This is a genomic window from Priestia sp. FW507-14D1A (assembly GCF_058781295.1).
Genome location: NZ_JBYSWQ010000001.1, coordinates 445003 through 464396, shown reverse-complemented (window position 1 = coordinate 464396; position 19394 = coordinate 445003). Strand labels below are relative to the sequence as shown.

The following is a 19394-nucleotide window of genomic DNA, read 5'->3' as shown; positions in this document are numbered from 1 at the left end:
AACAGCTGTAATTGCCCGGGACATGTTAAATAGAGTGAAAGTTGAAAAACGAGGATAGTAAAAGGGCGTATCTATGCGGTATGATAGATACGCCTTTTTGCTGCTGATATAGAGGTGATGTTAAGATCCTTGGAATGGTTTATTATATAGCAGCTCCCATTCGCCAGGATTCGTATCATCTGGAGATAAACCGTTCATAATGTCAAGATAGTGATTTGCTTTCTCTTCCATATATTTTACAGTTTTTTTCGCTTTCTCTAACTGAGCTTGAGCGATCTCTTTTTGCTTTAAAATGATCTCATAGCGCTCACGGATGGTACTTCCACCTTCTAAACACAAATTTACATAGGTTTTAATGTCTTCTACTGTCATTCCACATTGTTTTAAAAATTTTACACCTGTAAGATTTGCAGAAGGCCAGAATAATATCTTTCAAAATGAATTACTTTCCGGTATTGGGGCGAAATACGGAAAAACAGTCGCACAAGTTATTTTGCGCTGGCATATTCAACGCGGTGTTGCGACCATTCCAAAATCTGTTCGCAAAGAACGTATTGCGGAAAACTTTGACTTCTGGGATTTCACTTTAAGTGAGGAAGACATAGCCGCAATTACTGCTATGGACAGCGGGAAAAGTGAAATCATTGATCATTTTACCGCGGATACGGCTAAAGCCTTGAATGGATGGAAGATTCATCGATAACTAATAATGAGAAATTTGCATAGCTGCATATCTAATACGGGTAGCTATTGAAAATAAAAGAGACGAAGCGAAAAAGAGCGGGATTGAACGAGTAAGCGATGATTAGAGACCGGTTAACTTTCATATATCTTAATGGAATATAGATGTATAAAAGCGTGGACTGTCACGAGTTCATGCTTTTATAGTGAGAGCTTAAAACGTAGATTTCATTTTTAAAAGAAGAAATTTTTGAAAGATAAGTGTGACGAACATTTTACCAATTTTTCACTATTAGATGCTAGTATATATATCAGTAATGCAATACCACATTTTCTATAAAACTCCCCTATTTAGGCTGACCTTTTAAGGTGAGCTTTTTTTGTGTCTGCAATCTCCATAGAATATTGTACATACAGGAAATAAAACAAACGACTAACATTCATATTAGTCGTTTGTTTTAGGAGAGGAGCCTACTTGTTTGGGTTTAATATATAGTATATCTTTCTGCTATTTATTTATTTATTCATATAGAGCAACAGTCATTAAGGAATATGCTACTTTTGTTGACTAGAGTAGACAAAATCACTAATAACTTTGATGAACAATCCAATGGGGTAGACGGTTATAAATGCCTTCCATGTATTCCAATGATTCAAATCATACAAATGGAAAAAAGTAAATATAGGAACTCCAATAAAAGCAATAAAAGCGGAAGCAATAAGAGAAGCGATCCAATAGAACTTCCATTTGCTAAAGAATTGGTATAATAATGTAAGAATAATCGGGATAACTGCAAAATCAACGGAATTAAACCGATGGGTAAAGATTAAGAATTGGTGAGGGTAGCTCCACTTCCCAAAGAACTTCCCGAATTCATCCACAGTACCGACTAAAACAAAGCTAATGAAAAATACTAAGAGAATAAATACCATTCGCTGTCGGTCAATGAGCAGATAAAAAACGAATAGAAAGAGCGCACTTAGAATTACAATTAGCCACCATTGAATACTAAATAAATCGTGATGAAGCCAGTAATCGTATTGTTTATCATTGACATGCTGGCTAAGAATTTCTAATTGATTAACCATAAACACCACCTCGCTACGAGTATGTGCGAAAAAGAGGGAATTCATGCAATCAGTCACTTCATTAGATTATTTCTTTTTATGAATTTTATAATGTATTAAATAAAAAAGAAAACCTACAGCGCTTGTTCTGAGCTTACGTTATTTTGTGTAAATGTCGTATAAATCATAAAGGCAATAAGAATAGAAGCTAGGACTAGAGAAGAGCCTGTCGTACCCAAGTCTAAACCACCTTTTTCATGTGGCTTTGTCAAAAGATCTCCAAATGTTGCTCCGAAAGGGCGAGTCAAAACGAATGCTATCCAAAATAAAAATACACGAGAAATCTTTGTATAGTAGATACATATAACGATGAATGCTAGTAAGCTGCCGATTAAAATAGCTCCACCTATATATCCAAGGCCAGACGTATCAGACAAAAAATCTCCTAAAGCTGTACCTAATGTGTTTGAGAAAAGGATGGCAATCCAATAAAGTACTTCAGCCTTGCGGCTTCTAATATAATTGATATTTAATGAACGCTCGCTAAAATACCAATATGCAAATATCGACAACAATATAGTGATTAATATCATCGAGCCTTTTGCGTAACCTAATGCCAGTGTACGATCCATAAAATCAGACATAGTTGTGCCAGCTACGCTAGTTGACAGAATAACAGTCCAATAAAGGGCCGGAATATACCTCTTAGAGCTTAGTTGAGCTCCAAGTGTAATTAAAAATATGCTAAAAAAGATCAGCGTACTAACTGCATATCCAACCCCTAATGTTTGTGCTAATAAGTCACCTGCGGTTTCACCCAATGTCGTAGCAGAAATCTTCATAATCCAAAAAACAAGTGTAATTTGTGCAATTTTATTCATTGGCGAAGATGCTTGCATTTTTAATTTTTCTCTCCTTCTTGTGCTAACTGTTTATTCTCTTAAATAAACGGCACACTTGCCTAACGTTTTTCTTAAAGAAATTCTTTAAAAGCTTCATCGCTGCAATTCAAACTGTACAGTCTTTTTCTAAAATCAAAATGAAAAATAAATAAGAATTTAATGAGATTTTTATAAAAAACTTTTTATTAATGTTTTAATTAAATGTTTTATCAACTCTGTTGCACCATGATGTTTTTATAAAAATAAAATATTTATTTTTTATCGAATTCTCGTTTTAATTTCATTTAAATTTCATTACACAGTATTAAATTTAAATTATGTGAGCCAAGTTTTTTAAACATAACGTTATGCCTTCAGCTTTTGAAACTAGAAAATAAGTACAATTCATTAAAAGAAGGAGAACGTTGAACAGTTGTTAAGAGGTCAAAGATGATGATACTTAAGAAATTTTTAAGAAACAGCTAGTAATATTATAAATAGCATGACTATTGGTAGGAAGGTGCCATTTTGATACGTTTTCAAAGAAAGAAGAAAAGACATACATATATTTTGATAGGAGGGATTCTTACTGTAGGAGGACTTATTTTTGTTGGAACCTTGTACAAAGGTAGCTTACCTTCTTTAGACAAGCTTTCTTGGAGTGTACCTCAACAAGTGAGTCAATTATTTTCCACTTACAAAGAAAACTCTATCTTAAAGAATAAGCTAGCCACTGAAAACCAGGAGGAAGCAAATACTTATAAGTGGGAATATGAAAATAAAGTATTGAAAGAAATTTTAAAAGCAGAAGATAAGGTGAAAGCCTATAACCCTTTAACAGCTACTGTAATTGGCCGCTCAACGAATAATTGGAACAATGAAATAACAATTGACAAGGGAAAGAAGCAGGGGATGAAAGTAGACATGAATGTGCTTGGAACAAATGGAGTTATTGGGAAGGTATCGAAAGTTTTTTCGTCAACCTCTATTGTAGAACTAATTAGCTCAAACCTTAGGACAAATCGTATGGCGGTAATGTTAAAGGATAGGAAAAGCGTGAATGGAACATTAGAAGGCTACGATGATAAAAAAGGTAATTTAATTATTAGAAACATCCCTAGTGAGGCTGAGGTTAATGTAGGGGATAAAGTTCAAACCTCTCCTATCAGCTCGATCTTTCAAGGGAAATTAGCCTTAGGAAAAGTCATCAAAGTAAAGCCTGATGAATATGGACTAACGCAATTGGCCGTTGTGAAACCCTCATCCAATTTTAATGATATTAGTGAAGTAATTGTTATTAAAGCACGGAACAATGGGTAGGGAATTTAATATCATACCTTAATAGAAATAGAAGTCTTTTACCTTATATTTTTATGTCCAGCACTTAAAATTTCTTATTGTCCACTGAGATGTTGGTTTGTGATAGCTATACACTTCTCTTTATTATTGGAAAGAGCGATCGATATGGAAAGCAAAAATATAGAGATTGAAAAAAGGGGTTAGTTAGATGAAAGAAAGTATTTTAATTGTGGAAGATGAAGTAGAAATAGGCAATATATTAAAAATGGAACTTGAACATGAAGGTTACCAAGTGAAGATTAAAAACAATGGAAGAGATGGTCTCGAAATGGCCTTATCAAATATGTTTGATTTAATTTTACTTGACATTATGCTACCGGAAATGAGTGGTATAGAGGTCTTGCGTAAAGTAAGAAAGAGAGAAAATTACGTGCCTATTATTCTTTTGACAGCTCGCAATTCAACTCTAGACAAAATACTGGGGTTAGATCAGGGCGCAAATGATTATATAACTAAACCATTTAAAACTGAAGAATTGCTGGCTCGAATACGTTCTTTACTACGTTATAAGCACCTTGTTATTAGGAATAAGGTAGAAAAAGACTCGTTATTATTAATTAAAGATATGGTTATAAATACTGAATCAAGAGAAGTAACTAGAGCTGGGCAAAAAATCAGCTTAACCCCTAAAGAGTATGATTTATTAATTTACTTAGTCATCCATAAAAATAAGACGGTTACTCGTGAAGGAATCTTACTAAATGTATGGGGATATGAATACGAAGGAGATACAAATATACTTGATGTTTATATAAGTTATTTGAGAAAGAAAATTGAAGAAGGATTTAGTCCCTCACTTATTGAGACTGTTCGAGGTATAGGATACAGTATTAAAGAAAGTTAAAGGAACAAGGAAAGCAATTTTATATGATTCATTAAAGAAGATTAAGAAATAAATTCATTTATTCTTAATCTCTTTTTTATTCAAATCTAATTTTTATTTGATAAATTGAAGAAAAGCCTATAAAGAAGAAAGTCATAGAAAACTTATTTCATATTTTTTCTTATTATCTTTCGAAATTGAGGGATATAGTATTAGTATTCATATTCATTTGTAGAAGAAGTTTCTACGTTTTTAATTTTTAAACAAAGGAGAGTACTTTATATGCAAAAGGTACTAATTGTAGAGGATGAAGAAGGATTAGTAGAATTTTTAGAATTAGAACTAAAATATGAAGGATATTTAGTTGACGTAGCTTACGATGGTCGTACTGGTTTAGATAAAGCAACCAAGCAGGATTATGACATTATATTACTTGATTTAATGATGCCCGGACTAAATGGAATCGAAGTATGTAGAAGGCTAAGAACAACTAAGAATACCCCTGTTATTATGTTAACGGCCAAGGATAGTGTTATGGACAGAGTAATGGGTCTTGATAATGGCGCTGATGATTATTTGTCTAAGCCATTTGCGATCGAAGAGTTATTTGCAAGGATGCGAGTCATTTTTAGACGCCAAGAGAACAACAAGGTACTGGATCAAAAACGAATATTAGCATTTAAAGAGATTGAGCTTGATATGGAATCAAGAATAGTGATAAAAGAAAAAAATCTGATTGAACTCACGAATAAGGAATTTGAACTTCTAGCCATTTTTATGCGTAACATTAATAAAGTATTGACAAGAGATATACTCCTAGAGAAAGTATGGGGGTACGATTCAGTTGTTGAAACGAATGTTGTAGATGTATATGTCAGATATTTAAGAAATAAATTAAGTGCAGAGGACAAAGAGTTATATATTCAAACTATCAGAGGGGTTGGGTACGTGATGCGTGATGTTTAAATGAGAAAATGGATAAAATATATGAAAGATTTACCTATAAGGTGGAAGATAACTTTATGGTCTTCCATGTTTTTATTTTTTCTTTTTCTCTCTTATAACTTCTTTCAATATATTGTGATTGATAACGGTATTTTAAATTATGAGAAGCAAAATGGTATTCATCAATTAAAAGAAGTTCTCGCTTTTATTCAATCTGATGATGAGCCTTTATCTTTAAAACAAATTGAAAATAGTGAAGGATATTTATCAAAAATTAATGAAAAGAATCAGTTGATTCGTATTCTTGATAGGAAAGGGAACATCATAACCAGTACTTCAAATAATGTTTCACCAAACTGGCAGCAACCGAAAACAGTGAAGCACCAAGAGTATAAAGTGATTCGAAACCACGATGAACGTCTACTCGTTCTTCGTTCTCCAATTGTCACCGACAACTTCACTGGAACTGTTGAAATTGTTAGAAATATGGAGATGTCGGATGCTTTTATGGACAAGGTTTTTTTGTTAATGCTTGTTGCAGGAGTAGGCTCACTAATCTTTAGTATTCTAGGTGGAACCATTCTAGCAAAAAAAATACTATCCAACATTCAAGCGTTAACATTAACGATGAAAAAAATAAAAACAAATGGGCTTGAGGAACGGGTTCCAGTTAATGAAAAAAACGATGAGTTTGCTCAATTAGGCAGTTTATTTAATGAGTTAATGGATAGCCTAGAAGACTCCTTTTTACAGCAAAAACAGTTTGTAGAGGATGCTTCACATGAATTAAGGACTCCGTTAGCCATTATCCAAGGACATTTAATGCTGTTAAACCGCTGGGGGAAAAATGATGCGGCAGTACTGGATAAATCCTTGAAATCTAGTCTGAAAGAAGTAGAGCGTTTAACGAATCTTGTGCAAGAATTATTAGAGCTATCCCGAGCTGAAAATAGTCTGATAAACCCTGTAGATGCTGAACCTATCAACGTATGGACGACTGTCCAACATGTTGTAAGAAATTTTGAAGTAGTGTATAGCGATTATGAGTTTAAAATAAAACATTTCCATGAAAATCTTTATGTGAATATTTCTTCTCGCCATCTAGAACAAATATTAATCATTTTGTTAGATAATGCAGTCAAATATTCTAAGAAGGAAGAGAAAGAGGTAGTTATAGACTGTTCTCTAATTAATGAAAAGGTATCTCTTAAAGTAATGGATAAAGGAATTGGAATTCCAAAAGAAGATATACCCTATATTTTAAATAGATTTTACCGAGTAGATAAGGCAAGGAGCAGAAAGCAAGGGGGACTTGGCTTAGGACTGGCTATAGCCAAACGATGGGTTGAAAAGTACCACGGCACCATTAACATCGAAAGTAAAGAAGGCGAAGGAACAAATGTAACAATTGTACTCCCTCTGTTTGATAACTCTTTGTAAATGTGGGTATAAAACAAGCTCTTTATTTTTAATGCTCCTAAGTTTAAAAGCAAAGAAGCATCAAAATCTAAAAATAAAAAAACTTTATCACACTTCATCAAAGTTAGCTTGATAAAGGACAGAAATTAGAGGTATCTAGTATGAAGTTGAAATTTCAATTTACACTTGCTTTTATGTTAAGCGTGTTGTCTCTGGTTTGTTTTAGTGGGATGGCTATTTTAATTAATGGATCAAAAATTGCGGCATTTGATCATTCTATTATAATGTTTATTCAAGGATTCGAATCTCCTGGCTTAACGACTATTATGAAGTGCTTTACTTTCATTGGCTCTACACCATCCGTTGCAGTTATCTCTCTCTTTAGTTTATTTTTTCTTTATAAAGTATTAAAACATCGAACGGAGCTTATTTTATTTATCGCGATTATTGTAGGGTCTCCAATCCTCAATAAGCTGCTAAAACTAATTTTTCATCGTGCACGTCCTGATTTCCATCGATTAATCCAAATCAATGGTTATAGTTTTCCAAGTGGACATGCCATGAGTGCCTTTGCTGTTTACGGCGTCCTTTCATTCTTGATCTGGCGTCATATCCCGGCTCGCTGGGGACGGACACTTTTAATGGTTATTAGCATTACAATGATTCTAGCAATAGGTATTAGTCGTATTTACTTAGGTGTACATTATCCTAGCGACGTTATTGGAGGATATTTTGCTAGTGGTTGCTGGCTAGCTATTGCTATTTGGTTCTATCAACGCTATCAGGAGAAGAAGTTTGAACAAAGAAGATCTACTCAAAGTAAAGAATGAATACGATGATATATCAACGCGGAAATAATCATATAGGCTAAGGATGCAAGTGACTGGCTTCATAATTAAGTGTGGATTATCAAAAGTACTGATATGAACAGCCAGCATTGATTTATGGACGTTTTTTCAGTAGGGGGAATAAAAAACGAATCTATAAAAACTGCATTTTTTATAAAGATGATACACCACCTAGGAAATTAAATTTTTGATAGCATTCTACTTAAAACAGTCATAAAATTGACTGTTTTTATTATTAGAAAATGTAAAATAACGGTTACTTTTTTCTTGAATTTATTACAAAAAAATCAAATAAAACTGATCCATTTCTATCAATTGTAGCGGAAACTGTTAAATTTTATCTTTAAAAAGTGATATTGTTACAGGAATTCAATAAATATACTTTCAAAGCTATTTGTGGATTTAATTTTTACAGTATAAAAAATATTGAGAGTCATGATTACTGTATTACTCTGAGAGTAAGGATGAGCAACGTATGAACAAACTTACGATACCAGCCATATTAGTTATCTTCGCTTTATGGATCTTATTACAATTGGTTTTAGGCGGTAATATCTTTAAAAACCCGCTAAATTATTTTATCTTAATTACGGTTTTCTTTTTATTTATCAAGCAAGCAAAAGAAAAATAGCCTAGAATGTTCGCTACTGAGTAGTCTATAGCTATAGGCGCTTTTTCTTTTGGGTACGTTTAAATAATTTTATCTACAAGCTAATTAGAAAAGAAGGTTGAACCTTGCTTTATAAAAAACACCTTACGACTGTAAAAATGCTTAAAATTTGAAAAAATATTAAACAGTACCTTGCAATAAACAATAGTTGGTGATATATTGTAATTATTAGGAAATCATTGTGAATCAGTACTATACAATAAACAGTAGTGAACTGTGAAAAGAAAAGGGTGAAGAACAGTGAACGTACAATTTAAAAAAGGAGTTTTAGAGCTTTGTGTCCTTGTGTTGCTTGATAAAAAAGACCGCTATGGATATGAACTAGTTCAAAAAATCTCCGATCAAATTGAAATATCAGAAGGGTCCGTATATCCTTTGCTGCGCCGGTTAACCAAAGAAGAATACTTTACAACGTATTTAAAAGAATCTACAGAAGGTCCTTCAAGAAAGTATTATCAGCTCACAGATAAAGGAAGAGATTATTTATATGAACTTGTCGATGAGTGGAACGAGTTTTCAAGAGGTGTTAATCAATTAATTAAAGAAGGTGTGAACAATGTCAAAGAGTAGCTTTTTACAGCAATTAAATGAATCCTTAAAACCATTGTCTTCAAAAGAACGAGCAGATATTTTACAAGATTATGAAGAACATTTTTCCATCGGCTTAGAAGAAGGAAAAACGGAAGAAGAAATTGTAACGTCGCTAGGTTCTCCGAATCAAATAGCTAAAGAACTGCTGGCAGATTATCATGTTGAGCAAGCAACAGCTAAGGCAACAACTCAAAATATCTTAAGAGCCACGTGGGCCGTAATTGGTTTAGCTTTTTTTAATGTAGTGATTGTTCTTGGACCCGCCGTCGCATTAGCTGGCTTTATTTTGTCAGCTTGGGCCATAGGTCTATGTTTCTTGCTATCTCCGATTCTAGTTCTTGGTGAGGCTATTGTACATTCGAGCGGCTTTTTTCTCTTTAATCTTTTTATGTCTTTAGCATTTTGCGGAATTGGATATTTTATTATGTTAGGTATGTTAGTTGTAACGAAGCTAGCTATAAAAGGCTTTGTACGTTATCTAAAATACAATGTATCACTCGTGAAAGGCGGTTTAAAACGTGCTGAATAAAAAGAAACTCTCCATTCTTGCAGGTATTCTCATCCTTGTTGGGATTATAGGAGGCCTCCTTACGTATCGTGCTATTGATCCTGAACCTATTTCAAAAGAAAAAACGATCAACAGCAATCAAGTATCAAAGGTAAACATCGATACGGATAATACTCGTGTTCATGTATACCCTAGTAAAGGCAATGATATCAAAGTAACATTAAAAGGCGAAACATCTCCTAATATAAAAAGAGACTTCACTACTGCCGTTAGAAATTCAACGCTTTTTATCTCTTATAGTGAACGACAGCGCAGCTGGGTCAATTTTGACATTGTTAGTGTATTAAAACCGCTATCCATCAACGTTTATCTGCCTGAAAAACAGTATAATTCATTGGGGATTTCCAGCAACAATGGGTATGTGTCTGTTAAAAAATTAAGCGCAGCAGATGTTTCCATTCGCGCAAACAACGGACGTGTAGAATTAGAGAACATTGATTCACAAAACTTGAACACCAGCGTACACAATGGACTTACAAGCATAAAAAATACTGCAGCAAAAGCGGTTCAAGTAAAAGGAAATAATGGAAAAATAACGCTGAGTAACGTGGAAGGTAGTTTAGAAGGCGAAACGCATAACGGAAGCATCGCTCTTGAAACAGAAGAACTTGATCGAGATATTGACTTTAAAACGCACAATGGAAAGATTAAGATTACGACGGAAAAAGAACCAAGTAACGTTCAATTTAATGTTTCTGTCGACAACGGGAAAGTAGATATCTTGAATAAATATGATGGGGACGCTGTTATTGGAAAAGGAAAGAATATCATTAAACTAGCTACTCATAACGGCAGTATTTCAGTAATAAAGTAGCCTGTTAGCTATACGGCACAAAGCTCACCTGCAAAAAAACAGAGGCACAGCTAGCCGCAGATACTCAAAAAAGGGTTTCACTCATTGAACGTTGATGAGTGGAACCTTTTTTAATTTAGTTTATGGTGAAGTAATAGTGGCAGCTAAAAATGAGCCGTATACAAATCTCTTTTGGTTCTTGTAATTTGAGCATGGAAGGTCTACAAAAAATATATCTTCTTTTATCTTTTCTTCAAAAAAGGAATATTTCTGTAAATAAAACGATACTATTTTCTGATACAACCTATTCCTGCGAAAGGAGCAAAAATAAATGAAACGATATATTGCATACGGTTTGTTACTCACAGTGTCTTTAGTATTTGCGGTTTTTTTAATTGTTGATTGGCGCCAATACGAAACTGGGTTAGAACACGCTATTAAGCCTGCTGCTAATAACTATGAGAACAGCGAAAGCTATGTTTCTGACAAACGTATGATAGATGTCATTGTGAAGCTAACGGCAGAAAGTCCTGCAACATTTGGAACAAGATTAAAAAGTGCGCAAAGAATAGATGAGAAACGTGTCCATGTGAATACCAATAAGCTAGAAGGCATTATCGAGTTAAAAGATATAGAAGGTAAGACCTTGGTATGGCGTGTGCTAGACATCACATCAACTCATTTAATTATAGAAAGCAAGAACTGGGGAAATGAATAAGGGACCTGGTGATGGTTTCTTTCTCAATTAAAAGAGGCTGAGATAAAAATATGTTAGTGATGTCTCAACCTCTTTATGTCTTTCTTATAAGCTGTCGTTACCGATTGTTCTTAAAAAATTTAGTCAAAACAGAGGATGAAAGATATTTTTGATTTAATACTCATTAAAACATTCTTGAATCTTTTTAGGGTCCTTTGTTTTTGTTAAAGCAAGCATTAAAAGAATACGGGCTTTTTGTGGGTTTAGCGAATCGGATGTCACAAACGTATCTTTATCATCTGATTTTTCATGTGTCACAACTCCGCTTCCTACCCGGCTAGATCTCACAATAACTACGCCTTTTTTTACCGCATCTCTAGCACCTGTTAGGGCAGCATCAGATAGCAGTCCATTTCCTGCTCCTGCAACGACGATTCCTTTTGCTCCAGCTTTTACGGCTGTGTCATAAAAATTCCTAGAATCGTTTTGATACCCGTATATGATGTCTACTTGAGGAAGCTTATCTAATTTTGATACGTCGAATATTGATTGTGTTGTATGTTTGCGAGTTGGTTTGTTATAAAATATTACCTTATCTCCAGCTATTTCCCCTACATATCCTTGTTCAGGGGATTTAAACGTATCTACTGCCGTTGTATGTGTTTTTGTTATATAACGAGCTGCACCAATTCGATCGTTGAGCGCTACTAAAACACCGGTATTTCGTGCTTCTTTTGTAGAAGCAATTTTCACTGCATTATACAAGTTTAGCGGTCCATCTGCACTTATAGCGGTAGCTGGTCTCATTGAACCAACCACAACCACAGGTTTGTCACTCTTTACTACTAAATTTAGAAAATAAGCCGTTTCCTCCATCGTATCAGATCCGTGCGTCACGACAATTCCGTCAACATTCTTAGAAGCTAATAGTGTATTAATTCGCTTCGCTAACTTTAACAAAATGCTGTTATCTATATTTTGACTTCCGATATTTACGACCTGTTCTCCGCTTACATTCGCTACTTTTTTTAACTCAGGAACAGCTTTAATGATGGCTTTAACATCAAGAGCTCCTGATTCATATCCAGTTGTGTCTGTGCTGCTTTCAGAAGAGCCTGCAATCGTACCTCCAGTGGCCAAAATTTTTATATTGGGCAGCTCTTCTTTCACTGAATGTTTTACAGTCATTTTAGAATCATTTACCGATGCATTGACCAATGATAAAGGTCCCGAAAATAAGATAACGCTTGATAAAAAGGTAAGGCCTACTATTCTTTTCAGTTCCATCATTACTTAGCTCCTTTTAGGCAAAAGACATGTAACGGTATTATTGGTAATTTGAATTTAAAATATCCAATCATTTGTCCGCACGAAGAATAAATGGATAAACGCATTATTCTTATGAGATCCTTCTTGTTTTTTCTGCTTTTTAAGATACATGATATAAACGTAAAACGGATTTCAGAAAGGGGTAAAGCAGTCTAGTAGCATCCTCTTCCTGTCGGAATATTAGGTATTGGAGAACCACTTGGTTATGGAATTATTCTTCCATTAGAGCGCCCGTTCATTACGGCTTGTATCGGTGGAGGAATTGGAGGAGCCGTAATTGGAATGTTCGGAAACGTTGATTCCATCGCTATCGGTCCATCTGGTTTCGCTTTAATTCCATTAATTGCTCACGGTTTATGGCTGAAATATATCATTGCCTTACTTGCAGGATATGCTGGAGGGTTCATCTGCACATATTTATTTGGCATACCAAAAGAGGCTATTACAGAAGGCTCTAATAACAAAGAAGTACCTGAAGCGAAGACAAAAACTAAAGTTGCTGCAACAGGTGAGCAAAAAGAAATGAACGATACAACTTTAGGAAGCGCATTCAAACTTCCGTTTGACGGATATATTGTGCCTCTAGAAGACGTCCCTGATGCTGTTTTTTTCTTCAAAGATGATGGGAGACGGTTTTGTCATCGAACCAACTAATAATATTCTTGTTTCTTCTATCAATGGGGAGGTTGTTAGCATCTTTCCTACAAAACATGCCATAGGTCTAAAAACAGATCAAGATCTAGAGTTATTAATTCACGTAGGGTTAGAAACAGTGAACTTGAACGGGAAAGAGTTTACATGTCTAATTAAAGAGGGAGAAAAGGTTACACAAGGAACCCCGCTTTTAAAAATAGACCTAAACTACATTAAAGAAAATGCTAAATCACTTGTTACACCAATCATCTTTACAAATTTATCTGAACATAATCAAATACAGTTATTAAAAACAGGGTACAATGAGCAAGGTATAACAAATATTATTGAGCTAGTTTCTAAAAAACAGTAAGTTAATTAAATCTAATTGATTATTTAAGGGTACTTTTCTAAATAGAAGAGTACCCTTTTTTACTGGCGGCAATTCATCACCTCTAGAGAGTAACCAGGGCTGGATTGGCTATTGGTTCGTTTTTGTAATATTAAACATTAAGCAATGATAGGTTACTTTTACGCCATTTTCGTCACGATGATTATTTTCATATAAATTGATCAACTGACGAAAAAAGGAAGGGCGCTGACAGTAGCTTTCCTCGTTACTGTTACTTGCTCCAATCTTTTTTATTGATGTAAAAAATGCCTGGACCGTCGGAAAGTATTGAATCTCTAGGTTCTCCATTTTTAATAGTTTAAATGGATGCTCCCCCAATGAAAGTAATGCTTGTTCACAAATTTGAGACAACTCTTCAAGAGAAAAAAACAATTGGCCAGGTGAACTGTTACTGAAAAGACCAAGCTTTTGTTTCGCATGACTGTAGCATGAATGAAGCTCTTGAAATGTACGATTTCCAAAGGTTGAAAATAGCAAGCTGCCTGTAGGCTTGAGTTGTTTATACAATTTTTTGATTGTCGTATGAAGACTATTAAACCACTGAAATGTTGCATTCGAAATAATAAGGTCATAACCTCTTTCTATACTTATCTCCTCGATATCTCCGCATATAAAAGAAACTCGATTTTCCCTTATTTTTTTCTTTGCTAACCCAATCATTCCTGATGACAAATCAATTGCTGTAATAGCGGCCTTAGGAAATTTTTTGCACAATAATTGTGTTAAATAACCCGTGCCGCACCCAACTTCAAGAATAGCTATTTTCTGGTTAAAGAAATTAGTGGGAAGCTGATCTATTAACTGGTTTGCCATGCTTTTTTGTACATCGGCATAAGCATCATAAGTTTTAGCATGATTATTGAACCTTTTCTTTAAAAGTTGCTTATTAATCATAAATGAGCTCCTTTTCGAGAAATTTTTCTATAAGTTGCGTACAGTGCTGAGGCTTTGTAAAAAAAGGAATATGGCCAGCTTTTTCTAAAATACACAGCTGCGCTTTTCCACCAATTCTTTCAGCTATGAAAGAAGAAGACTCAGGTAAACATATTTGATCATCTTTTCCATGGATCAACAAACAAGGAGTTTGAATTTGGTTAAGTTGCATTCTAACATCTTTTTGGAGTAAATAATCCAGCCCTGTAAGGAGGGAGTACATACTGTCTCCTTGATAATCACGCTGAACAACTTCCATAAATTGATGATGAAATTCTTCTTCTTTTTCAGATTTAGTGAACATAGCGTTATAAAATGAAGTAAGGGTTTTTTCTTTATTACGCTGTAGCTGTTTTTTCATACGTTCAACGATACGTTGTTCCCATCCAAATGTATTATGCATGCCGTTTGTAAAGCGACTAGTTCCGCCGATTAATATGAGTCCTTCTATCTTGCTAGGGTATAAACTAGCAAGTTCAAGCGTTACAAGGGAACCTAATGACCAACCCATTAAATAAACAGTACCTGGAGTAGAAGTAAGCAATTGGATTGCTCGTTCTCTAAAGTCACTTAGTTCTTTTACGCTTCGCCAGTCTCTAAACAAAACGTTACATATAGCAGACAATGATTTTATGATTGGGTGAAACGCTGCTTTTTCCATTCCCCATCCGGGAAATATTATAATAGTGGATGGTTTCATTGAATCACGCTCATTTCTTTTCCAATTATAGAAATTCTCTTTATGGCCCAATCTAAATCTTCTCGAGTATGATCGGCTGTTACAGTAAAACGAATTCTTGCTTTATTTTCAGGAACAGTAGGGGGCCTAACTGCAATAGCAGCAATTCCTTCTTTCTGTAAACGCTCTGCAAACTGCATTGTTCTTTTGTTTTCTCCCGTTAAAATTGGAATGATTTGAGATTGACTATTGCATGTGTTAAATCCTTCGTATGTAAGTGCCTTCCTAAAAAATAGTGCATGTTGTTGAAGAAGTGCGCGACGCTCTGTGTCTTGTTGCACCTTTTCAATCGCAGCCGTTATTGCACCGAGTATAGCAGGGGGAAGAGCAGTTGAATAAATGAATCCTCGCATTCTATTTTTTAAATAATCTATGACCCACTGTTTTCCGGTAACATAAGCTCCAAATGACCCTAGCGCTTTACTAAACGTTCCCATTTGAATATCAATTTTATCTTGCAGATTAAGAAAATGCGCATATCCTTCACCATTTTTTCCGTATACACCGCTTGCGTGAGCTTCATCAACCATTAACATTGCGTTATATTGCTCTTTTAATTTAACAAGATCCTCGAGCTTGGCAAAATCACCATCCATGCTGAAAACAGTATCTGTTACAATTAACTTCCGTGACTCCATGGGAACTTTTTTTAATGAATTTTCTAGGTGGTTCATATCGTTATGGCGATAGCGTTGAAGTGTTGCGCGGCTCAGTAGGGCGCCATCAATGATACTTGCATGATTTAACTTATCGCTGAAGATGAAGCCGTTACGCGGAACCAAGGCTGAGATGATTCCTAGGTTTGCATTATAACCACTATTGATAATAAGTCCTGCCTCAGCTTTTTTCCAATTAACAAGTGCTTTTTCTGCTTTCTCGTAAAGAGAGTGATTTCCTATTATTAAGCGTGAAGCTGTTGCTCCTATTCCATATGTCATCACAGCATCACTCATTGTTTTCTTCAGGCCATTATCTCCTGCGTAGCCTAAATAGTTATTAGAGGCAAGGTTTAACATCCTATGTCCATTGACTATAAGCCATGGTTGTTCAGCAAATTCTGTAGTAACAAGGTGCCGATTTTGAAAAATTTCATCTAAATAGGCAAGTTCTCTTTTAATATCTTCTTCCCAATCCAATACGCTTTCACCACCGACAATAAGATTAGTTAACTTTAATTTTAATATAGTTAACATATATATCTAATCACTCCTTTAGAAGAGTGTCAAGATAAAATGGTTAAGTGTCATGTTAAATCAGGAGAAGTAGTTTATAGCTTATTACTTCATAAATCTCAACACTACATGAGATGAAAGAGGTTATAAAAACAACTCTTAAATAAAAGAAACAAACTCCTAATGGTAGGGAGTTTGCTTCTTTTTGTTTTTTAAATACTGCTGTTTAATAACAAACGTCTTTTCCAACATGTTTTCGATTTATTTACACGCATCATATTAATCTAGCAATTTTATTTGCTTTACTAAACACTTCATATTGATTATCCTCTTTTTCTTAGTTATAATGTAATTGTTACATTTGTAATAATAATGTAATATTTTTGTAACTTATATCATTTTTGCGATGTTAGATAGAATGGTAGCTAATTTTAAAAAATGAAAAGCTCTTTATGGATAAGCCCTTAGCGGTTGTGGTAGTAGCTGTGAGGGGAAAACTTTAGATAAAAAGGTGAGGACGATGTTGAAAAAAATATTTATTTTAGTTGTTCTAGGATATATATTCTTGAGTAGCAAGTATTTTCTTCAAAATTATGTGTATGCGGGCACGTATGAGCAAGATATAAAGATTAACGATGACTTGGTGTCGAGTCTTCTTTTAGAAAAAGCTGTGTTTTAACGGCTTTTAAGACGCTAAATTTTATATAAAGAGGTAATGGGTAGAGTTGTAATTTCTGAATATTGTCAGTCTCTTTCCTTATCTTCAAAGGTAAAAAGCAGGCGGTAGTTAAAATGATTGCAGGACTTCGGTTCCTAATAGATTTTTACATTGCCTAGACAATAACAAAGTAGAGAAGAAAGATGTAATTGAGAAGAGAAGGCTGAGGGAGTAAGAATAAAATGAAAAACTATTTAAATGTGGAAGAAGGAAAAAATAGCTGGAAGCGTTATGTAAGTACAACAATCCTTGCTTCTATGTTTATGCTGTTAGGATCAGTTATTTATATTATTGCTGAAATGATAATGGTTGCAGCTGATGAAAGTGGAAAATCATATGTTGATTTTGATAGCGGAGTAGCTGTAGGAATCAATGCTAATCTTGATTTTCTGTTGTCTCATATTATGTACATATGCTGGATTTTTGGTTTATGGATCGGGATTCGTTTTATTCACAAACGAAAAATGAAATCATTAATCACTGCTAACAAACGTGTGAATTGGAAGAAAGTAATATGGGCTTTTGGAGCTTTTAGCCTGTTACTAATCATTTCACAATTAATTGATGTTGTGTTTAACCATTCGGATTATTCATGGAACCATGTAAGTGTAAAAGAGTATGTACTATTAATACTTATTACATTTTTATTAGTACCTATTCAAACAACAACGGAGGAGCTTTTCTTTAGAGGACTTCTTCTTCAATGGGTGAGTAAGAAAGTGAAGCGTCCAATTTTACTTGCGATTATTGTGGGACTAATGTTTTCAATAGGTCATTTTGCTAATCCTGAAATGAATAAATCCATTATATTGGTGGGACTAGATTATATTGTAGCTGGTTTTGCTCTTACATATATCGCGATTAAAACAAAAAGCTTAGAAATTACCATTGGCGCACACGCAGCCAACAACATGTTTCTCGCTCTGTTCCTTACAACGGACGATTCTGTTTTCGGATCTATACCGAGTTTGTTTAAGGTAGCTGACACTGAGCCAGGAGCTAATCTTATTTGGTCGATTGTTATGTTTAGTGTTTTCTATATCTTATGTAGAGGGAAGATAAAAAAGGAAGAAGCAGCTGAAAAAGATCAGCTTATTGCTTAAATTGGCAGAACCAATAACTAAACAGGATAGGAGATGTAACAGAGTGAGTGGAAATCACGATGAAAATAAACCATTGACTCGCGCAGAAATGAAGCGGGGCCACTTAGCTACTCAACATCGCATTTTGAATGTACTTATCGTTCTTGCATCGATTGCTGCAGTGTATCTAGCAATAAAAACCATACTTTAAAAGAGCAGCATTAAATGCTGCTCTTTTTGTTTTGTAAAAACACGCGCACGCAACTACCAATTGAAAAAAGCTTTTAACGAAATCATTGTAGCCGCGTAGATAAGAGATGAGATTAAAAAGGTAGGCAAATGCGCATGTTTTTCAAAAGGAAGCTCTTTACTGATCACGTTAAATAACATTGCACCTGAACTAAAAGCAATCATCGACTCAATGAGCAGTCCTGATGAAGGGCCGAAAACGCCCAGAATGGACCCAAGAAAAGTTGCTCCGGCCAGCATATAGCGACCTCTAGTTTTGTGTAGGCGCGGATGTTTTTTTCCTAGATGGTAAGACCACCCGATAAAATGAAGGCTGATAGCCAGTCCGTAAAATACTGATTCAACTCGCTTAACATCGGTTGAAAATACGACGTAAGAAATGATAAAAGAATAAACCATAAAAAAACTAGCCTGTACCATGTACACGGTCAGTTCCGTTAGGTGTGTGGCTGCTTTTGTCTGAGCAAATGAATACACAGAAAAATAGACGAGTAAGCCGAGAAGACCAAGAAAATATAGTTCAGTATCAAGGGCTAGCGACCCTCCAAACTCTTCTTGTTTCTTGTGAAGCGTCGGTAAGATATAAATAAATACATAGGCAATAGCTACACCGCCTGATAATGAGAGCAGCTTTTGCTCCCCGATTGGAGAACGTTCGACAATCGTTAATGCGTATAGTTGAATGAGGATAAAAACAATACCTATTATGATTGATTCAATTGTAACCATGATGGTCTCCTTTTAAGGTTCACTTTTATGGTTTAATTCCCTTTAATAGAAGAAG

22 protein-coding genes and 1 pseudogene are annotated in these 19394 nt (G+C 34.7%); 15 read left to right on the top strand and 8 right to left on the bottom strand.

Features of this window, described 5'->3' with window-relative positions:
* Positions 1-120: 120 nt before the first annotated feature.
* Positions 121-372: a MerR family transcriptional regulator gene (locus tag AC3WJG_RS02760; protein ID WP_142382960.1), complete on the bottom strand. Its 252-nt coding sequence runs from the start codon at positions 370-372 to the stop codon at positions 121-123.
* Between AC3WJG_RS02760 and AC3WJG_RS02755 the strand changes: the two genes are divergently transcribed.
* Positions 356-703, top strand: coding sequence for an aldo/keto reductase (locus AC3WJG_RS02755; RefSeq protein ID WP_337134598.1), 348 nt, complete (start codon positions 356-358; stop codon positions 701-703). The genes AC3WJG_RS02760 and AC3WJG_RS02755 overlap by 17 nt on opposite strands.
* A gap of 533 nt (positions 704-1236) precedes the next feature.
* On the opposite strand, the gene AC3WJG_RS02750 is transcribed toward AC3WJG_RS02755, so the two are convergent.
* Complete coding sequence (locus tag AC3WJG_RS02750; RefSeq protein ID WP_102812871.1) at positions 1237-1770, bottom strand: hypothetical protein; 534 nt, start codon at positions 1768-1770, stop codon at positions 1237-1239.
* 113 nt (positions 1771-1883) lie between these two features.
* Positions 1884-2648, bottom strand: coding sequence for a COG4705 family protein (locus AC3WJG_RS02745; RefSeq protein WP_337134599.1), 765 nt, complete (start codon positions 2646-2648; stop codon positions 1884-1886).
* A 510-nt stretch (positions 2649-3158) separates the two neighbouring features.
* Here AC3WJG_RS02745 and mreC point away from each other — a divergent pair.
* From mreC to AC3WJG_RS02695, 10 genes are all read left to right on the top strand, one after another.
* Positions 3159-3950 (top strand): rod shape-determining protein MreC, encoded by a 792-nt coding sequence (gene mreC / locus AC3WJG_RS02740; protein WP_180976319.1) that lies wholly within the window; start codon positions 3159-3161, stop codon positions 3948-3950.
* A 187-nt stretch (positions 3951-4137) separates the two neighbouring features.
* Entirely contained in the window at positions 4138-4833 is a 696-nt protein-coding gene (locus AC3WJG_RS02735) for a response regulator transcription factor (protein ID WP_095378548.1), read from the top strand.
* A 261-nt stretch (positions 4834-5094) separates the two neighbouring features.
* Positions 5095-5778, top strand: a complete 684-nt coding sequence (locus AC3WJG_RS02730) for a response regulator transcription factor (RefSeq protein WP_102812869.1) — start codon at positions 5095-5097, stop codon at positions 5776-5778.
* Positions 5779-7197: a HAMP domain-containing sensor histidine kinase gene (locus AC3WJG_RS02725; RefSeq protein WP_253351689.1), complete on the top strand. Its 1419-nt coding sequence runs from the start codon at positions 5779-5781 to the stop codon at positions 7195-7197.
* Between the two features lie 140 nt (positions 7198-7337).
* The gene (locus tag AC3WJG_RS02720) at positions 7338-8006 is read left to right on the top strand and encodes a phosphatase PAP2 family protein (protein ID WP_102812867.1); all 669 of its coding nucleotides are present in this window, start codon (positions 7338-7340) and stop codon (positions 8004-8006) included.
* Between the two features lie 493 nt (positions 8007-8499).
* Entirely contained in the window at positions 8500-8655 is a 156-nt protein-coding gene (locus tag AC3WJG_RS02715; RefSeq protein WP_337134600.1) for a hypothetical protein, read from the top strand.
* Between the two features lie 279 nt (positions 8656-8934).
* Positions 8935-9264, top strand: a complete 330-nt coding sequence (locus AC3WJG_RS02710; protein WP_028409849.1) for a PadR family transcriptional regulator — start codon at positions 8935-8937, stop codon at positions 9262-9264.
* A complete protein-coding gene (locus AC3WJG_RS02705; protein WP_028409939.1) occupies positions 9251-9814 on the top strand; it encodes an HAAS signaling domain-containing protein in 564 nt (187 codons plus the stop codon). Before AC3WJG_RS02710 ends, AC3WJG_RS02705 begins: the two co-directional genes overlap by 14 nt.
* A complete protein-coding gene (locus tag AC3WJG_RS02700; protein ID WP_102812866.1) occupies positions 9804-10667 on the top strand; it encodes a DUF4097 family beta strand repeat-containing protein in 864 nt (287 codons plus the stop codon). The genes AC3WJG_RS02705 and AC3WJG_RS02700 overlap by 11 nt, the downstream gene beginning before the upstream one ends.
* A gap of 310 nt (positions 10668-10977) precedes the next feature.
* Positions 10978-11364 carry a hypothetical protein gene (locus tag AC3WJG_RS02695; RefSeq protein ID WP_102812865.1) on the top strand — a complete coding sequence of 129 codons (387 nt, stop codon included), beginning with the start codon at positions 10978-10980 and terminating at the stop codon, positions 11362-11364.
* Between the two features lie 153 nt (positions 11365-11517).
* On the opposite strand, the gene AC3WJG_RS02690 is transcribed toward AC3WJG_RS02695, so the two are convergent.
* Entirely contained in the window at positions 11518-12630 is a 1113-nt protein-coding gene (locus tag AC3WJG_RS02690; protein WP_337134612.1) for a type II asparaginase, read from the bottom strand.
* Between the two features lie 207 nt (positions 12631-12837).
* Here AC3WJG_RS02690 and AC3WJG_RS02685 point away from each other — a divergent pair.
* A pseudogene (locus AC3WJG_RS02685) lies at positions 12838-13116 on the top strand (glucose PTS transporter subunit IIA); the annotation flags it as partial.
* Positions 13117-13270: 154 nt separating this feature from the next.
* Complete coding sequence (locus AC3WJG_RS02680; RefSeq protein WP_258006046.1) at positions 13271-13678, top strand: PTS sugar transporter subunit IIA; 408 nt, start codon at positions 13271-13273, stop codon at positions 13676-13678.
* A gap of 108 nt (positions 13679-13786) precedes the next feature.
* Here AC3WJG_RS02680 and bioC read toward each other — a convergent pair whose 3' ends face one another.
* The 3 genes from bioC to bioF are packed head-to-tail and all read right to left on the bottom strand — an operon-like array spanning position 13787 to position 16525.
* On the bottom strand, positions 13787-14611 hold the full coding sequence (gene bioC, locus AC3WJG_RS02675; RefSeq protein ID WP_102812863.1) for a malonyl-ACP O-methyltransferase BioC: 825 nt from the start codon (positions 14609-14611) through the stop codon (positions 13787-13789).
* The gene (locus tag AC3WJG_RS02670) at positions 14604-15350 is read right to left on the bottom strand and encodes an alpha/beta fold hydrolase (RefSeq protein WP_102812862.1); all 747 of its coding nucleotides are present in this window, start codon (positions 15348-15350) and stop codon (positions 14604-14606) included. The genes bioC and AC3WJG_RS02670 overlap by 8 nt, the downstream gene beginning before the upstream one ends.
* Positions 15347-16525 (bottom strand): 8-amino-7-oxononanoate synthase, encoded by a 1179-nt coding sequence (gene bioF / locus AC3WJG_RS02665; RefSeq protein WP_102812983.1) that lies wholly within the window; start codon positions 16523-16525, stop codon positions 15347-15349. Before bioF ends, AC3WJG_RS02670 begins: the two co-directional genes overlap by 4 nt.
* A 936-nt stretch (positions 16526-17461) precedes the next feature.
* On the opposite strand from bioF, the gene AC3WJG_RS02660 reads away from it, so the two are divergent.
* Positions 17462-18382 (top strand): CPBP family intramembrane glutamic endopeptidase, encoded by a 921-nt coding sequence (locus tag AC3WJG_RS02660; RefSeq protein ID WP_102812861.1) that lies wholly within the window; start codon positions 17462-17464, stop codon positions 18380-18382.
* Positions 18383-18425: 43 nt separating this feature from the next.
* Positions 18426-18572 carry a hypothetical protein gene (locus tag AC3WJG_RS02655; protein WP_169305188.1) on the top strand — a complete coding sequence of 49 codons (147 nt, stop codon included), beginning with the start codon at positions 18426-18428 and terminating at the stop codon, positions 18570-18572.
* Between the two features lie 53 nt (positions 18573-18625).
* Here the strand turns inward: AC3WJG_RS02655 and AC3WJG_RS02650 are convergent, their stop codons facing one another.
* Complete coding sequence (locus AC3WJG_RS02650) at positions 18626-19339, bottom strand: hypothetical protein (RefSeq protein WP_025749947.1); 714 nt, start codon at positions 19337-19339, stop codon at positions 18626-18628.
* Positions 19340-19394: the final 55 nt, after the last annotated feature.

What these genes read in the sequence shown, in the direction of transcription:
- AC3WJG_RS02755 (WP_337134598.1), top strand. Translation starts at nt 356, where the DNA reads ATGTCTTCTACTGTCATTCCACATTGTTTTAAAAATTTTACACCTGTA.
- AC3WJG_RS02760 (WP_142382960.1), bottom strand. Translation starts at nt 372, where the DNA reads ATGACAGTAGAAGACATTAAAACCTATGTAAATTTGTGTTTAGAAGGT.
- AC3WJG_RS02750 (WP_102812871.1), bottom strand. Translation starts at nt 1,770, where the DNA reads ATGGTTAATCAATTAGAAATTCTTAGCCAGCATGTCAATGATAAACAA.
- AC3WJG_RS02745 (WP_337134599.1), bottom strand. Translation starts at nt 2,648, where the DNA reads ATGCAAGCATCTTCGCCAATGAATAAAATTGCACAAATTACACTTGTT.
- AC3WJG_RS02735 (WP_095378548.1), top strand. Translation starts at nt 4,138, where the DNA reads ATGAAAGAAAGTATTTTAATTGTGGAAGATGAAGTAGAAATAGGCAAT.
- AC3WJG_RS02730 (WP_102812869.1), top strand. Translation starts at nt 5,095, where the DNA reads ATGCAAAAGGTACTAATTGTAGAGGATGAAGAAGGATTAGTAGAATTT.
- AC3WJG_RS02725 (WP_253351689.1), top strand. Translation starts at nt 5,779, where the DNA reads ATGAGAAAATGGATAAAATATATGAAAGATTTACCTATAAGGTGGAAG.
- AC3WJG_RS02720 (WP_102812867.1), top strand. Translation starts at nt 7,338, where the DNA reads ATGAAGTTGAAATTTCAATTTACACTTGCTTTTATGTTAAGCGTGTTG.
- AC3WJG_RS02715 (WP_337134600.1), top strand. Translation starts at nt 8,500, where the DNA reads ATGAACAAACTTACGATACCAGCCATATTAGTTATCTTCGCTTTATGG.
- AC3WJG_RS02705 (WP_028409939.1), top strand. Translation starts at nt 9,251, where the DNA reads ATGTCAAAGAGTAGCTTTTTACAGCAATTAAATGAATCCTTAAAACCA.
- AC3WJG_RS02695 (WP_102812865.1), top strand. Translation starts at nt 10,978, where the DNA reads ATGAAACGATATATTGCATACGGTTTGTTACTCACAGTGTCTTTAGTA.
- AC3WJG_RS02690 (WP_337134612.1), bottom strand. Translation starts at nt 12,630, where the DNA reads ATGGAACTGAAAAGAATAGTAGGCCTTACCTTTTTATCAAGCGTTATC.
- AC3WJG_RS02680 (WP_258006046.1), top strand. Translation starts at nt 13,271, where the DNA reads ATGCTGTTTTTTTCTTCAAAGATGATGGGAGACGGTTTTGTCATCGAA.
- bioC (WP_102812863.1), bottom strand. Translation starts at nt 14,611, where the DNA reads ATGATTAATAAGCAACTTTTAAAGAAAAGGTTCAATAATCATGCTAAA.
- AC3WJG_RS02670 (WP_102812862.1), bottom strand. Translation starts at nt 15,350, where the DNA reads ATGAAACCATCCACTATTATAATATTTCCCGGATGGGGAATGGAAAAA.
- AC3WJG_RS02660 (WP_102812861.1), top strand. Translation starts at nt 17,462, where the DNA reads ATGAAAAACTATTTAAATGTGGAAGAAGGAAAAAATAGCTGGAAGCGT.
- AC3WJG_RS02650 (WP_025749947.1), bottom strand. Translation starts at nt 19,339, where the DNA reads ATGGTTACAATTGAATCAATCATAATAGGTATTGTTTTTATCCTCATT.